This window comes from Betaproteobacteria bacterium (assembly GCA_009693245.1).
Taxonomy (GTDB): domain Bacteria; phylum Pseudomonadota; class Gammaproteobacteria; order Burkholderiales; family SHXO01; genus SHXO01.
In genome coordinates, this window is the sequence record SHXO01000087.1 from 1 (window position 1) to 13,383 (window position 13,383).

Annotated in this window: 10 protein-coding genes and 4 pseudogenes; 7 read left to right on the plus strand and 7 right to left on the minus strand. The window is 59.9% G+C overall.

Going from position 1 to position 13,383, the window contains the following annotated elements; translation table 11 throughout:
* The 3 genes from EXR36_13115 to EXR36_13125 all read left to right on the plus strand — a co-directional run.
* Window positions 1-1,580, plus strand: a 1,580-nt coding sequence (locus EXR36_13115) for a methylmalonyl-CoA mutase (protein ID MSQ60548.1), incomplete at its 5' end; no start/stop codon positions are given.
* Between the two features lie 183 nt (window positions 1,581-1,763).
* Window positions 1,764-2,801 (plus strand): gamma carbonic anhydrase family protein, encoded by a 1,038-nt coding sequence (locus tag EXR36_13120; protein MSQ60549.1) that lies wholly within the window; start codon window positions 1,764-1,766, stop codon window positions 2,799-2,801.
* Between the two features lie 279 nt (window positions 2,802-3,080).
* A complete protein-coding gene (locus EXR36_13125) occupies window positions 3,081-3,551 on the plus strand; it encodes a hypothetical protein (protein MSQ60550.1) in 471 nt (156 codons plus the stop codon).
* Window positions 3,552-3,623: 72 nt separating this feature from the next.
* Here the strand turns inward: EXR36_13125 and EXR36_13130 are convergent.
* The 4 genes and pseudogenes from EXR36_13130 to EXR36_13145 form a co-directional block, all read right to left on the minus strand.
* A pseudogene (locus tag EXR36_13130) lies at window positions 3,624-4,259 on the minus strand (hypothetical protein).
* A pseudogene (locus EXR36_13135) lies at window positions 4,256-4,823 on the minus strand (DUF447 family protein). The pseudogenes EXR36_13130 and EXR36_13135 overlap by 4 nt, the downstream one beginning before the upstream one ends.
* A pseudogene (locus tag EXR36_13140) lies at window positions 4,820-6,199 on the minus strand (dihydropteroate synthase). Before EXR36_13140 ends, EXR36_13135 begins: the two co-directional pseudogenes overlap by 4 nt.
* A 4-nt stretch (window positions 6,200-6,203) precedes the next feature.
* Window positions 6,204-6,740 carry a flavoprotein gene (locus EXR36_13145; protein ID MSQ60551.1) on the minus strand — a complete coding sequence of 179 codons (537 nt, stop codon included), beginning with the start codon at window positions 6,738-6,740 and terminating at the stop codon, window positions 6,204-6,206.
* A gap of 72 nt (window positions 6,741-6,812) precedes the next feature.
* On the opposite strand from EXR36_13145, the gene EXR36_13150 reads away from it, so the two are divergent.
* The 3 genes from EXR36_13150 to EXR36_13160 all read left to right on the plus strand — a co-directional run bounded on the left by EXR36_13150 (window position 6,813) and on the right by EXR36_13160 (window position 8,497).
* Complete coding sequence (locus tag EXR36_13150) at window positions 6,813-7,178, plus strand: 4a-hydroxytetrahydrobiopterin dehydratase (GenBank protein ID MSQ60552.1); 366 nt, start codon at window positions 6,813-6,815, stop codon at window positions 7,176-7,178.
* 78 nt (window positions 7,179-7,256) lie between these two features.
* A complete protein-coding gene (locus EXR36_13155) occupies window positions 7,257-7,613 on the plus strand; it encodes a dihydroneopterin aldolase (GenBank protein MSQ60553.1) in 357 nt (118 codons plus the stop codon).
* Complete coding sequence (locus EXR36_13160; protein ID MSQ60554.1) at window positions 7,613-8,497, plus strand: alpha/beta hydrolase; 885 nt, start codon at window positions 7,613-7,615, stop codon at window positions 8,495-8,497. The genes EXR36_13155 and EXR36_13160 overlap by 1 nt, the downstream gene beginning before the upstream one ends.
* Before the next feature lie 48 nt (window positions 8,498-8,545).
* On the opposite strand, the gene EXR36_13165 is transcribed toward EXR36_13160, so the two are convergent.
* Window positions 8,546-9,487 carry a dihydrodipicolinate synthase family protein gene (locus tag EXR36_13165; protein MSQ60555.1) on the minus strand — a complete coding sequence of 314 codons (942 nt, stop codon included), beginning with the start codon at window positions 9,485-9,487 and terminating at the stop codon, window positions 8,546-8,548.
* Between the two features lie 81 nt (window positions 9,488-9,568).
* Between EXR36_13165 and EXR36_13170 the strand changes: the two genes are divergently transcribed.
* Window positions 9,569-10,012, plus strand: coding sequence for a hypothetical protein (locus tag EXR36_13170; GenBank protein MSQ60556.1), 444 nt, complete (start codon window positions 9,569-9,571; stop codon window positions 10,010-10,012).
* 41 nt (window positions 10,013-10,053) lie between these two features.
* Here the strand turns inward: EXR36_13170 and EXR36_13175 are convergent.
* A pseudogene (locus EXR36_13175) lies at window positions 10,054-11,949 on the minus strand (oxidoreductase).
* 50 nt (window positions 11,950-11,999) lie between these two features.
* A complete protein-coding gene (locus tag EXR36_13180) occupies window positions 12,000-13,253 on the minus strand; it encodes a mandelate racemase/muconate lactonizing enzyme family protein (GenBank protein ID MSQ60557.1) in 1,254 nt (417 codons plus the stop codon).
* Window positions 13,254-13,383: the final 130 nt, after the last annotated feature.

Genomic DNA, 13,383 nt, shown 5'->3' on the forward strand with positions numbered 1-13,383 from the left:
AGTTCTTCACCATCGGAGATTTCCCCGTCAAGCGCACCTATACGGCGGCGGACGTTGCCCATGTGCCCTTAAGCGATATCGGCTTGCCGGGCCGTTATCCCTTCACGCGCGGGCCGTACCCCACCATGTACCGCAGCCGCAATTGGACCATGCGCCAGATTGCCGGCTTTGGCATGGGTGAGGATACCAACCGGCGCTTCAAGTACCTCATCGCGCAGGGCCAGACGGGGATCTCCACGGATTTCGACATGCCCACCTTGATGGGCTACGACTCCGATCACCCCATGAGCGAAGGCGAAGTGGGCCGCGAGGGCGTGGCGGTGGATACGCTGGCGGACATGGAAGCGTTGTTCGATGGCATCGACCTGGAAAAAATCTCCGTCTCGCTCACCATCAATCCCACCGCTTGGATCTTGCTCTCGATGTACGTGGCGCTCGCGCAAAAGCGCGGCCACGATTTGAACAAGCTCTCCGGCACCATTCAGGCGGACATCTTGAAGGAGTACATGGCGCAGAAGGAATACATCTATCCCATCGCGCCTTCGGTTCGCATCGTGCGCGATTGCATCACGTACTGCGCGCAGAACATGAAGCGCTACAACCCCATCAACATCTCCGGCTATCACATCTCCGAGGCCGGTTCATCGCCCTTGCAGGAAGTGGCCTTCACCTTGGCGAACTTGATCACCTACGTGGAAGAAGTCACCAAGACTGGCATGCCGGTGGATGTCTTCGCGCCGCGCCTCGCCTTCTTCTTCGTTTCGCAAGGAGATTTCTTCGAGGAGATCGCCAAGTTCCGCGCGGTGCGCCGTTGCTACGCCAAGATCATGAAGGAGCGCTTCGGGGCCAAGAATCCGGATTCCATGCGGTTGCGCTTCCACACGCAAACGGCGGCAGCCACGCTCACCAAACCGCAACACCAGATCAACGTCGTGCGCACCGCCTTGCAAGCCTTGTCCGCCGTGCTGGGCGGCACCCAATCCCTGCACACCAACGGTTACGACGAAGCCTTCGCCATTCCCACCGAGGATGCGATGCGCATCGCACTTCGTACCCAGCAGATCATCGCGGAGGAAACCAATGTCACCAACGTGATCGACCCCCTGGGAGGTTCCTATTACGTGGAAGCGCTGACCTCTGATTACGAAAAACGCATCTTCGAAATTCTGGCGGACGTGGATGCGCGCGGCGGCACCATCAATCTCATCGAAGAGGGCTGGTTCCAGAAACAGATCGCGGACTTTTCCTACGAAACCGCACTGCGCAAACAGTCTGGCGAGAAGCCGGTGATCGGCGTCAACGCCTACGTCGAGGATGGAGAGAAGATGAAAATCGAAACCCATGCCTACGACCAAACGACTGCCGACCGCCAGATCGCGCGTACCCAAAGAGTGCGGCGCGAGCGCGATCCAAGGAAAATGTCAGAACTGCTGGCGAAGCTTGCCGCCACCGCGAAAGACCCCACGCAAAACATCATGCCGGTGAGCATCGAACTCGCGAAGGCAGGTGCCACCATGGGCGATTTCGTGGAGTGTTTGCGGGGCATCTGGGGGACATATCGCGAGAATCCAGTCTTCTGAAGATAATCTCACCACAGAGACACAGAGTCACAAAGAAAAGCGTTTTTGGATTGGATCTCTCCTCTCTCTTCTCCCCCTGGATAAAGGACTTTTTACTTCCCTCGCCCTCCGGGAGAGGGACCGAGGGTGAGGGAAGAATTTTGTCGCGCCCTTTAGCGAACTTGCTGTCTAAGAGAGATCACGATGCACTCATCCCTACTGGTGTTGCCCTATCTAGATCACGTCCCCAAACTCGCCGAACAGCCAGTTGCATTGGGAGCAGGGACGGCAATCATCGGCCGCGCAACGGTGGGAAAGGGCGCCTACTTCGCAACCTTGGCGATGATCCGGGCCGACGGTCACTACGTCACCGTGGGCGATGATTTCTGGTTCGGCGCACGCTCTGCGGTGCATATCGCTCATGCCGTCTTGCCGACCATCATCGGCAGCGGCGTCACCGTGGGAATGAACTCCACCGTGCATGCCTGCGAAGTGGGTGACCATTGCGTCGTGGAAGATAACGTCACCATCCTCGACGGCTCCGTGGTGGGGGAGGGTTGCGTGATCGCGTCCGGCTCCGTGGTCTTTCCTCGCACGCAATTACCGTCTGGCCATTGGTGCGAGGGGAGTCCCGCCAAGCCCTTGCGGCCCATCACCTCAGAACAATTGTCCGCCGCGAGCGCACGCGTGCGCGGCTTGATGCTGGCCACGCGCCATCAACCCATGCAGAGCGAAGGCTTCCCGCCGGGCGAATCGAACTACGTGGCCCCCACCGCATCGGCGCGCGGCCGTATCATGTTGGAGCCCGATGCAAGCGTGTGGTTCAGCTGCGAACTGGATGCCGCAAAACACAGCATCAGCGCGGGAACTGGCACCAACATCCAGGACAACACTGTGATTCTGGCCCATGCCGGTCCCGTGCGCATCGGCGCGGAAGTAACCATCGGTCACAACGTGACCTTGCAAAGCTGCGACATCGGCAACCGCTCCTTGATCGGCATGGGGGCAGTGCTGGCCCCCGGCACCGTGGTGGAAGACGACGTTCTGGTGGCCGCCGGCACCGTCACTCTGCCTGGACAACGCTTAAGTTCTGGCTTCATGTGGGCAGGCCGCCCCGCGCGCCAGCTAGGGGCGCTGGACGACACCAAGCGCAACATCATCAAGTACGGCGCGACCCACTACGTGGATTACAACCGGGATTTCTTGCGCACGGAGCGCTTGTCGGCACGTCCCCATAGATAAGGCGGTAAGAGCCGCCCTAATCGCCTCATCTGGTGAGGTGATTAAACTCCTTTCAGTTCATAAGACCAGCCAGGATTGGCCTGGCGCACCGGAATACACGGACGAGGCAAACTGGGTACTTTCCGTGTATTCCGTGTGTTCCGTGGTCAGAAAGATTTTCGAGCACTCTTGCCGCGCCAATACAATTTCTAGGGAAAGGGGCTGGCCAGTCAACCCGCTGGCGCGGAGAAAAAGTACAGTCCCGTTGCCTCCGATACCGAAATCAAGATCGGGCAAACCATGCCATACAGCGGACCCATCTCGGCGTACGGGGCCATCGGGCGCGCACAGGCGGCCTACTTCGATAAGGTCAACGCCGAAGGCGGCATAAATGGCCGCAAGATCAAATTGATTAGCCTGGATGATGGCTACAGCCCCGCGAAAACCGTGGAACACACGCGGCGTTTGGTGGGGCAAGACGAAGTTCTGCTCATGTTCAACTCCGTGGGCACCGCCACCAACAAGTCCGTACGAAAGTACCTGAACCAGAAACAAGTCCCGCAGCTCTTTGTGGCGGGCGGAGATTCGGGCTGGAGCGACTACAAGCAGTTTCCGTGGACCATCGGCTGGATGCCGGGTTACCGTTCTGAAGCGAAGCTTTACGCTCAGCACATTCTCAAACACCGTCCCAACGCGAAGATCGGCGTGCCCTATCTCAACGACTATTTCGGCAAGGAATGGGTTCCCTTTACCGATCTGCTTTTGCCCTGATATTCGCGGCTGGCGGAGGCTTGGATCTTGGCGCCCCCTCATTGCGTCGCGAATGAGCGCAAACGCATGCGGATCCAGTTGATTTGTACGCGACCCGGAGGCGCATAGGGCTCCACGAAAACCCAAGTAGTCTGGCCGTAGGCCGAGGAGCGGTTCCACGTCGGGTAAACGCAGTTTCCCGGCGAGGCCCGCCAACATGCCAAGGCCTTGCACACGGCGGACGAAAAGCGCCAACTCCAATTCGGTTTTGAGTAGGCGCAAAGACGCGCCCTCTTTCTTCGCGGTATCGAGCATCACGCCGGTGAACCCGGCTCGATACAAGAGACCGATCAACTTCGGATCGTAGGGAAGGTCGGCAAACAAGACCGCGACCACGCGCGTGGCCGCGCACAAGGGCGAGAGCGCGCAGGCGCAGGCGGCATCGTTCGCGGTGCCCCAGAACCCCACTTTGACGTAGCCCACCCCGAGTTTTGAGGTGCGTTGGGCAGCCGCAACGACTTCGGAGGGTTCCATGTCCGGAAAGTCCCCCACGGTGGCACTGGTTACGCCCAAGGTGCCAACGGCCTCCACGATATCGCGTGCGATTTCGGCCTTGAGCGCACCCATGGCACCTTGGGATGGATCCTTGAGATCGACGATATCCGTGCCGGCTTCGAGTGCCATGACGGCTTCGGACACGCTGGTCACGCTGGCTAGCATCTTGGTCACGAGGGCGTTTCCTTTGCGTGGTGGTAATTTTTCGCGGCGGCCACCAACCAGCTCCATGCTTCGCGCTCACGGGGGCCGGCGGTTTTTTGCACGGCAACGCCAAGATACTGCATCTCGCCCTCGACCTTCTCGCGTGGCAGCATGCTTAAGCGGCTGACCAGGATAGCGCCTTCTATGACCGCGGCTTGCGCGCGGTTGAATCCCGCGAAACGGCGCGTGGTGGGCGCTGTGCACTTCGCGAAAATAAAGCCGGGGCCGTACCGCATCCTCATGAACGTGATCCAGCTCCAGTTCGCAGTGGGCGAGGGCCTCGCTCAGACGGTTGCACGCGACCCGCTCCGCTTGGCGCGTGGGCCAATCGTAGCGCCCCGTCAGGCAACCGGCGAATACGCGCACATAGTCGGTGTAGTTCACGACGGCGCAACGCGATTCCAAGAGAAAGTCCAACGTGATGGAGGGACGAAATGGCGCGAGGACGATGAAAGCCTCCTCATGCCGGATGGCCAAGGGCACGATTTGGTCGCGGCCGCGAGCGCGGGTGGTGACGATCGTTTCGTAAATCACGCGCCGCCCTTCGCCAGGTTCCGGTGCGCGGCGGGCGCATCGGAGTCGCGCAGTTTGGCGCATCCCCAATCCAACTCGCGGTCTTGAACGTAGCGCTTACCCAGTTGCCACGCGATTTGCGCGCGGGCGAGTTCCACTCCAAGGTAGAAGGCGTGCGAGGCATCGGCGTCCACACCGAGCTTGGGCTAGAGCGCGAAGGGATCGTTCGCCTGGCGCACGCCGTCCCGGTTGTAGATGTGCAACCCTTCTTCGCTCACCTGGATACGAAAGCTTGGGTCCTTGATGCTCGCGGCGGCCTCGGCGATCTCGCTGGCCGAGTAGGGAAAGGGCGATGTGTCGCGCAGTGCCAGCAGCTCCCGGCCGAAACGGCGGGGCAAGCTGTCCGCTTCGCGCGCGGCATGCATCATCCGCCTCGCGGCGTTGGCTTCCTTTACCGCGCCCGCCGCATGCTTGCTCACCTGGGTGGTGAGCATATGAGTAATGCATAGTTCCGACATGATGCCCGAGAGCACCGCTTGCATGCCGAGGGTATCGGCGTCCGTTAGTTCCGTAAGGTTCCCCGTTCCCATCATGATTTGTGCGCTAGGCCGCGCATTGCGCAATTCCCGGTAACGCAGGAGGGAGTTGGTAAAGCCAAAATGGATGGGATCCAGAATGGGGTCGGCGATGAAATCGCGCCCGTCCTTAGCCAAGGTATCCATCGCCTCGAGGAGCGATACCAAATCGCCGGGTTCGGAGGGAATGAGCACGGGCGTGGCAGCCACCTCATGGGCGACCCACAAGGTTTCCCGCTTGAGGCTCAACAGATAGTCGCATCCCGCGCGCCCCGCACGCAATAACTCGTTAGTGTCCACGGAATCCACGCTGGATTTCAATCCTTCTTGGCGCAGCGCATCCACGGCTTCTTCCAGATGGGGAAAGGGTGTTTGCGGTAGGCAACCAATGTCGGTCACATCGGCGCCATGCGCCGCGTAGGCGCGCGCCCGGATCAGTATCCCTTCCACGGATAAAAGAGGGGCATCCACGATCTCGGCGAAAATCTGAATGTCGTAGCGCGAAAGATCGGCCGTGCGCGCGGCTTCGCCGAAATATTGTGGAAGATCCTTTAATTCATCGGGCCCGCGTTCGAAGGCCACCCCGAATTTCTCGCGCAAGGGATCGAGATCCCCCCGGCAGCGGCCCGGCAGGATGACAAGATTCGCCCCGCTCAAATCCACTAGCCTGCGATGGACCGTCTCGCTGGTCATGAGCCCGGCCACTTGCAGACCCAGATCGCGTACTTCATAGGTAAATGGCGGGGGATTCAGCGACGCCAAGACTTTTCTCAAGATGTTTTCCGCGAGGCGGCCGGTGAGAAAAAGAATGTGCTCGGGCATCGGGCTATGCCAGATGAGCCGCGATCTGTTCGCGCAACGCTTCGATGGATAGCACGACCGTGGTATCGCGATAGGTCTTGAGTTTGTCCACATTCTCCAAATCGATGGGGCGCTGATAGACCCAGACTTGTCTTCCTGGCGCATCGGTGATGAGCGCCGGCGCGGTATCGCAGGCATAGACGATGGAGGGAATGCGGCACTTGCCCGCCTGCGCGTAGAAGTTCGTCACCAGGGTATCGGATATGCCCGCGACGCATTTCGCTACTGTATTGGACGTGGCAGGCGCCAAAACGACCATTCGGTAATTGCCCTCGTAGAGGAACATCACTGGCACCGCGCTCGCGGTATTGTCGCGATGGACCTTGCAGCCGGGCTTGAAGTTGGCAAGATCGTAGCCATACATGCGCACCACTTCCCCCGCGGCTTGCGTCAGGAATAGATCCACGTGGTCCATCTCGCGCAAGATATCAAGGCATTCTTTCAGGAAGTGCCCGGACCCCGACAGGGCCCAGGCAATGCGCTGTTCTTCTGTGCTGGCCATGTGAGTCAGTCCGCCCGGGCGCGCCGGGGAACAGACGTTACAATCGAGACGGTAAGTAGAGGGGGTGGCCTCATGGAGAAAGTCTACAGCGAAGAGGAAGTGAAAAGCAGGCTCGCGGCCGAATTGCCGCATTGGTACCTGGAAGACGGTTGGATTCGCCGCAAATACAAGACGGCCGGATGGAAAGGCACTCTCATGGTGGTCAACACTGTGGGCCACTTGGCGGAGGCTGCTTGGCATCATCCGGACCTTAGCGTTTCCTACGCTTTCGTGATCGTCAAGCTGGCCACCCATTCCGCCAAGGGCATCACGGACAAGGATTTCGCACTGGCGAGCAAAATCGAGGAGGTGATCCAGTGGCAGCCGGCCAAGAATGGCGGCCCCTTGGAGGGCACGCCCAATGATGACCAGCGCTTCAAATACATCAAATATGACTGATGCTCGCGTGGCCTCCGGCCTGGCCGGCACCTTTGCCCCCACCCTAGCCCTCTCCCGCAAGCGGGGGAGGGAATTCATGTGATGGATGTAATCATCATCCGGGACCTGCGCCTGGAAACCACCATCGGTGCCTACGAATTAGAGCGGCGGAAACCGCAGACATTGCACATGGAAATTGAAATTGGGCGTACCAGAATAGCCGCCTGCGACACCGATAAATTGGCCGATACGGTGGACTACGCCGAGGTGGTGAAAAGCGTCCAAGAAGTACTGGCGAACCACGAGTTCCATTTACTCGAACCCTTGGCCGAGCGCATTGCCCAGGTGTTGATCACGCGGTTCAACGCCCTGCAGGTGAAACTGGAAGTATCGAAGGCCGGTGTTGTGCCCAGCGCACGCTATGTTGGTGTGCGTATCGAGCGTTCGCTGGTCTGATGGATCTCTCCTTTCATTACGCGGATTTGCCCAATGGAATGCGCTTGCATTATGCGCAGGCAGGGCAGGGGAGCCCCATTCTTTTTGTGCATGGGTTCCCGGAGTTTTGGTATGCGTGGAAAGACCAACTCTTGGAGTTCGGCGCGGACCACTGTGCCGTGGCGCTGGACATGCGCGGTTATAACTTGTCATCCAAACCCGCGGATGTTCGGCAGTACCGAGCCAGGTATCTGGTGGAAGATATCAAGCTCTTGACCGAGCACCTAGGATGGGGCCGGTTCACCTTGGTAGCTCACGATTGGGGCGGCGCTGTAGCGTGGAACTTTGCCGCGGCCTATCCCGAGCGGCTCGGCAAGCTGATAGTGATTAACGCGCCGCACCCGGTTACCTTCGCTCGCGAGCTGCGTGATAACCCCGCGCAGCAGCAGGCCAGCCGTTATATGAATCTGTTTCGCGAGCAGCGCGCTGACGCGCTGCTCTCGGAAGAGGGCTACCGGCGCCTCACCGCCATGACCTTGGATGCGTGGGCCAAGAACGGCGGAGCGGCGGCCCAGGCGGACCGTGCCGCTTATCTTGTCTCTTGGGCGCAACCGGGGGCGGTGACCGGCGCGCTGAATTACTACCGCGCTTCCCCCCTACATCCCCCCACGGCGGAGAACCCCAATACCGTGGAGATGGATCCTAAACTCTTTTACGTGACGGTTCCCACGCTAGTGATTTGGGGCGAAAAGGACGAAGCCCTTCTCACCGGTAATTTGGCGGGGTTGGAAGATCATGTGCGCACACTCGAAGTCGCGAGAATTTCCAACGGCTCCCATTGGGTCGTGCACGAACACCCTGCGCGGGTCAATGCGCTCATACGCCAGCAGCTTACCGAGTCCTAGGACGCCAGTGCGAGCGTACCGCGAGCGCACGAGCGAGCTGGAAGGCATTCAAAGGTGAGGATCCAGGCGCTTGGTGAGATCGGCGCCCGGCAATACTTGCTCGATTAGCGTATGTAATTGTTCCGCGGTGGCGGGGGCGAGGGCCGCACCGGGATGGCGAACGCGATTGGATTTGATCCATCCGCGCAAACGCAAGATTTCCTTCCTCACCGCCACGCCGGGTTGTTGTTCGAACACGATGAGCGGTAGGAACCTGGTGTATAGCGCCTTCACGCGATTCCAGTCGCCGGCCTTCGCTGCCGCCACCATCGCCATCAGCACCTCCGGAAAGGCAAAGCCCGTGTTGAAGCCATCGGACCCCGCCTCCAAATCGAATTGCCCATAGAGAGCGCCAAGGCCGGTGAGGATGGGAATCTGCCTTGTCTTCATTCCTTGTTTCAAGGCGCGAATTTTGGGCGGCGTGGGTACCGCTTCTTCCTTGAGCGCGGCGATGCCGGGTACTTCGTTCACAATGCGCAGAATCAGCGGCACGCTCATGTGCACCTGGGTGGAGGCCGGATGGTCTTGCAGGACCACGGGAATGCCAATGCCCTGGGCGATGGCGCGGTAATACTCCAAGACGCGCTCGTCGTTGGGAGCGGGTTCATTGTGCGGCGTGACCATCACCGCGTCTGCCCCCAGCTTTTGCGCCATCGTGCTGAGGGCCAAGGCGGCTTGCGTTCCGCTATGACTCGTCCCCGCGATCACCGCGCAGCGGCCGCGCGCTGCCTTGGCGGAAACGCGAATAACCTCTTCGCGCTCGTTATCCATTAAACGGTTGGATTCCCCCAGCACGCCCAGCACGGTGATGCCTTCCACCCCGAGCCCGGAGATGAAATCCACCATGCGTTCCATGGAAGCTAGATCGAGGCGCTCGTCCTCGCCGAAGGGGGTGGCGAGAATAGGATATACGCCGGTGAAAGTTGGAGTCATGGCTAACCGATTTGGCACTTAATCCACGATTGTAAGGCGCTGGTGTGGAAGTTGCGCCTATACCCCTATCATAAATTTGACAGACGAGAATGGGGTTATATGAAGGCAATCCTAGCCACGGTTACGGTCTTACTGCTTAGCGCCTGCGCTTCGCAGCCCGCGAGCACGCCCCAAGCGAAACAAAGCGTGGCTTCGGGGACTTCTGGTGTTTCGACCGAGGTATGGCTCGACATGATGAAACCCGCCACCGCATCCATCCTGTGTGGCCCCAAAGTCCGGCTGGGACGCTGCTTCAGCATGGCCGAGGCACAGTGTGAACAATCCGCACTCTCAGTGGCGGCCAAGTGCAGCACCTTACTGCGCAAGAACATGCCGGATGTCATCGATCAGAGCAACGCGAGGCAGTGGGGGGAAACTCTCGGGATGTGTTCGGTGAAGACCTTCGTGGTTGTGAACTACGGCAAGCTCGACGAGAGCGACGCGGAATGCCGCGAACTTTCTCTCTCCGCGCCAAAGCCAAAGGATACGAAAACGTCCTTGTAGTACTTCAGCGGCTCGCGGCTTTTACCGGGCCGCGAGCCCGCTTAGATCCGCAAAGCCCGCTCGTGGGCCTCGTGAATGGCCGCCATCATATTGCGTGGCGCGAAGCAATCACCAACAAGATAAACATCCATACCTGCCTCTCGTAGCCGTGGTGCAAGCGGGCCATGGGCAATGCGTGGCGTGGCGTACGCAAAGAGCGCCACATCACTCAAGACTGTTTGGTCGCCGTTGAATACATTGTGCAGAGTGACCTCCTCGCCGTTGTAACTGACGGGGAGATGGGCGCTGAGAATCTCCACACGGGTTTGATACAGCCGCCGGTAAATTCCGATCAAATTGACGTAGGGAACCGAACGTCCCAACTGCGTGCGGGGCGTGACGATCGTAAGCTGTTGGAATCTCCCCGCCATATGTTCCGCCGCGGCGTAGGTGGCCTGGGTATGGTCCTGGTCGAATAATACGGCATTACGAAATCCATCCGTGGGTAGAGGTGCGCGAGAAGAGTAATCGTGTAAGCTTAATGCGCGCTGCGCGCCCTCTTTCAGGGAATCGGGAGCGCGCATACGAGACCCGGTGGCAAGGACCACTGCTTGCGGAGCAATCTGCTCCAGAATTTCGTAACCGGCGTGAACCCCGAGTTCAAATTTGACCTGGTATTCCTGGGCTCGCAGGAGCTGGTACCGATAGACCTTTGCGATCTCCGCCCGGCCCGGCAGGTTCGCCTCCAAGCGAGCCTTTCCGCCAGGGTTGGCGGATCCGAACAGCGTAACATCGTGTCCGCGTGCCGCAAGCACCCATGCCGCTTGTAAACCGGCGACACCAGCTCCGACGACCGCGATTTTCTTGCGCGTGGCCGCACGCGGAGGAAGAAAACTCGCTTCGTCATGCTGTGCGAGTTCGGGGTTGTGCAGGCATGCCATGGCCTTTCCACCATGGATTTCACCCCAGCATACGTTCGAGAACACGCAAGGCCGAACGGTTTCACCACGTGCCGCTTTGCGGGGCAGCGCGGCGTCGGCGATCAGCGCGCGCGCCAAACCGATGAGATCACCGCCACCGTCCTCAAGTATCTTTTCCGCATGAGCCGCGTCCACGATGCGGCCCATGGCCATCACCGGTATGCCGGGCAAGCTCGAGCGGAGGTCTTTGATGAGAGGCAAGAACGGCCCTGGAGGAAAATGCATGTCGGGGACGTGATTCTCCAGGCTCAAACTGAAATTTCCCTGCGAAAAGGCATAGTAGTCAGGCGCATCGTTGCGCGCAATACGTTGAGCCAGGCGCTTGGCCTCCTCGCCTTGAATGCCCCGGTCCACACCTTCGTCGCCCGGCATTTTCAAGCCAACGATGAATTCCTTGCCGCACGTAGCGCGGACGGACGCGATCACCTCTCGCGCGAAGCGCGTGCGCCCCTCCACGCCGCCTCCGTATTCGTCGGTGCGGGTATTGGACCACGGCGAGAGAAATTGCCCGATCAAATAACCGTGTGCACCGTGCAATTCCACGCCGGAGAAACCGGCTCGTTGCAGGCGTTGCGCCGCGCTCGTGTAAGCGTCTATCAGGATCTGGATCTCGTCCACGCTCATGACATGGGGCACGGACCAACTATAGGCATCGGGCAGATCCGAAACGCCCCAGGGGGCGGCCACGGGGTTCCACAGGGCCTGCCTTCCCACATGCCAGAGCTGGCCGACGAAACGGCAATCATGTTGTTCGACCGCCTGCGCGGCCTGCCGCAAAAGTTCGTCGTTGCGATCATCGAACAAGGTGACGACTCCCGGTTGCGGCGAGGAGCTTTCATGTACCGACAAGCCCTCGGTCACCAGCATGGCGGCGCCGCCCTTGGCGCGCTCCGCGTAGTAATCCATCCAGCGCGGCGTGATGAGGTGCTCGCGCGCATAGAGCGAGACCACGGCGGGGAAAGCGATGCGATTCTTGAGAGGCCGCCCGGCCAGCGCGATGGGCGAGAACAGCCGCGGGAAATGCGGATTCACGGTGGCGCCGCTCTAACCCGCGGCCGCGAGCTCATCTCCTCCACGCGCATGCCATAGAAGAGCTTAGGCGCGGAGTGCGGCCCGGGCCAGGGGTGTGCGCGTAACACTTCTTCGTTGATATCCGCGCCCCAACCGGGCCCGGCCGGAAGAAACATATGACCGTTCTCGATGACGGGTGGCTTGGTGACCAGATCCTTCTTCCAAGCGACGTCGTCGATGTCGATTTCCATGATGCGCACGTTGGGCAATACAGCACATAAGTGCATGGAGTGCAGGTCCGCGAGGTGGCTGTAGTAGTTGTGCGGCGCGATGTTGATTTCGTAGGCTTCCGCCATGCGCCCGATCTGCACCGATTGCGAGAAGCCATTCCAGGGCACGTCGATGATGGCCACGTCCACCGCGTGCTTTTCCAGGAAGGGGCGGTACTGCCGCGTGCTCACCAAGCTCTCGCAGGAGGCTAGCCGCGTGCTGGTGGACTGTTTGATTTGCAGCAGCGCTTCCGGATCCCAATTGTCGTACTCCATCCACTGCATGTCGAATTGTTCGAGCAGTTTCCCGATGCGAAGCACGCCCTCGGTGCGAAAGTTGTAGTTGAGATCCAGGCACAAGCCCACTTGCGGGCCCACGGCATCGCGGAAGGTGCCTATCAAGCGCTCGATGGCGTCCAGGATCTCCACCGTGGGTGCGCCGTCCGTGGAGTTGATGCCTGTGCCAAACCCAGGGAAATAGCAAGTCGCCGGCTCGCCAGGGATTACGATGTTGGTCTTTAACGCGGTGAATCCGCGCGCCACCACTTCCTTGCCCAGGTTGGTGATGTCGGCGTAAGTGCGAAGAGGTGGCGTGCCCAGCACGTGACCCATGGCCGCTCGCGTGGTACCGCAGTGAGACCAGTAGAGCCGCATGCGGTCGCGTAGCGGCCCGCCGAATAATTCGTAGACTGGAACGCCCAGGGCCTTGGCCTTGATATCCCACAACGCCAGTTCGATCCCCGCCATGGCCTTGTGCGTGACACCACCCAAATTTTGTCGCGTGGCGCGCAGCATGTCCCAATACAATCGTTCGACGGGGCGCGGATCCTGGCCCACGAGGAGAGGGGTCAGGTCACGCACGCATCCCGCGAGTCCGTGCGGACTACGGTTATCGCTGCACTCGCCCCAACCCACCAGACCGTCGCCGGTCTGAATGCGCACGAAGGTCCACGGCCGCCAGCCGCCGTCACAATGTATGGCTTCTACTTTTGCGATTTTCATTTTAGAACCTCAACTAACTTCACCACGGAGGCACAGAGACACAGAGAACTTCTATAATCTGAAAATTGGTTTCCTCTGTGTCTCTGTGCCTCTGTGGTGAAAAAGGTTTTCTAGATGCAAGGGAAGTCAT

What these genes read in the sequence shown, in the direction of transcription:
- EXR36_13120 (MSQ60549.1), top strand. Translation starts at nt 1,764, where the DNA reads ATGCACTCATCCCTACTGGTGTTGCCCTATCTAGATCACGTCCCCAAA.
- EXR36_13125 (MSQ60550.1), top strand. Translation starts at nt 3,081, where the DNA reads ATGCCATACAGCGGACCCATCTCGGCGTACGGGGCCATCGGGCGCGCA.
- EXR36_13145 (MSQ60551.1), bottom strand. Translation starts at nt 6,740, where the DNA reads ATGGCCAGCACAGAAGAACAGCGCATTGCCTGGGCCCTGTCGGGGTCC.
- EXR36_13150 (MSQ60552.1), top strand. Translation starts at nt 6,813, where the DNA reads ATGGAGAAAGTCTACAGCGAAGAGGAAGTGAAAAGCAGGCTCGCGGCC.
- EXR36_13160 (MSQ60554.1), top strand. Translation starts at nt 7,613, where the DNA reads ATGGATCTCTCCTTTCATTACGCGGATTTGCCCAATGGAATGCGCTTG.
- EXR36_13170 (MSQ60556.1), top strand. Translation starts at nt 9,569, where the DNA reads ATGAAGGCAATCCTAGCCACGGTTACGGTCTTACTGCTTAGCGCCTGC.
- EXR36_13180 (MSQ60557.1), bottom strand. Translation starts at nt 13,253, where the DNA reads ATGAAAATCGCAAAAGTAGAAGCCATACATTGTGACGGCGGCTGGCGG.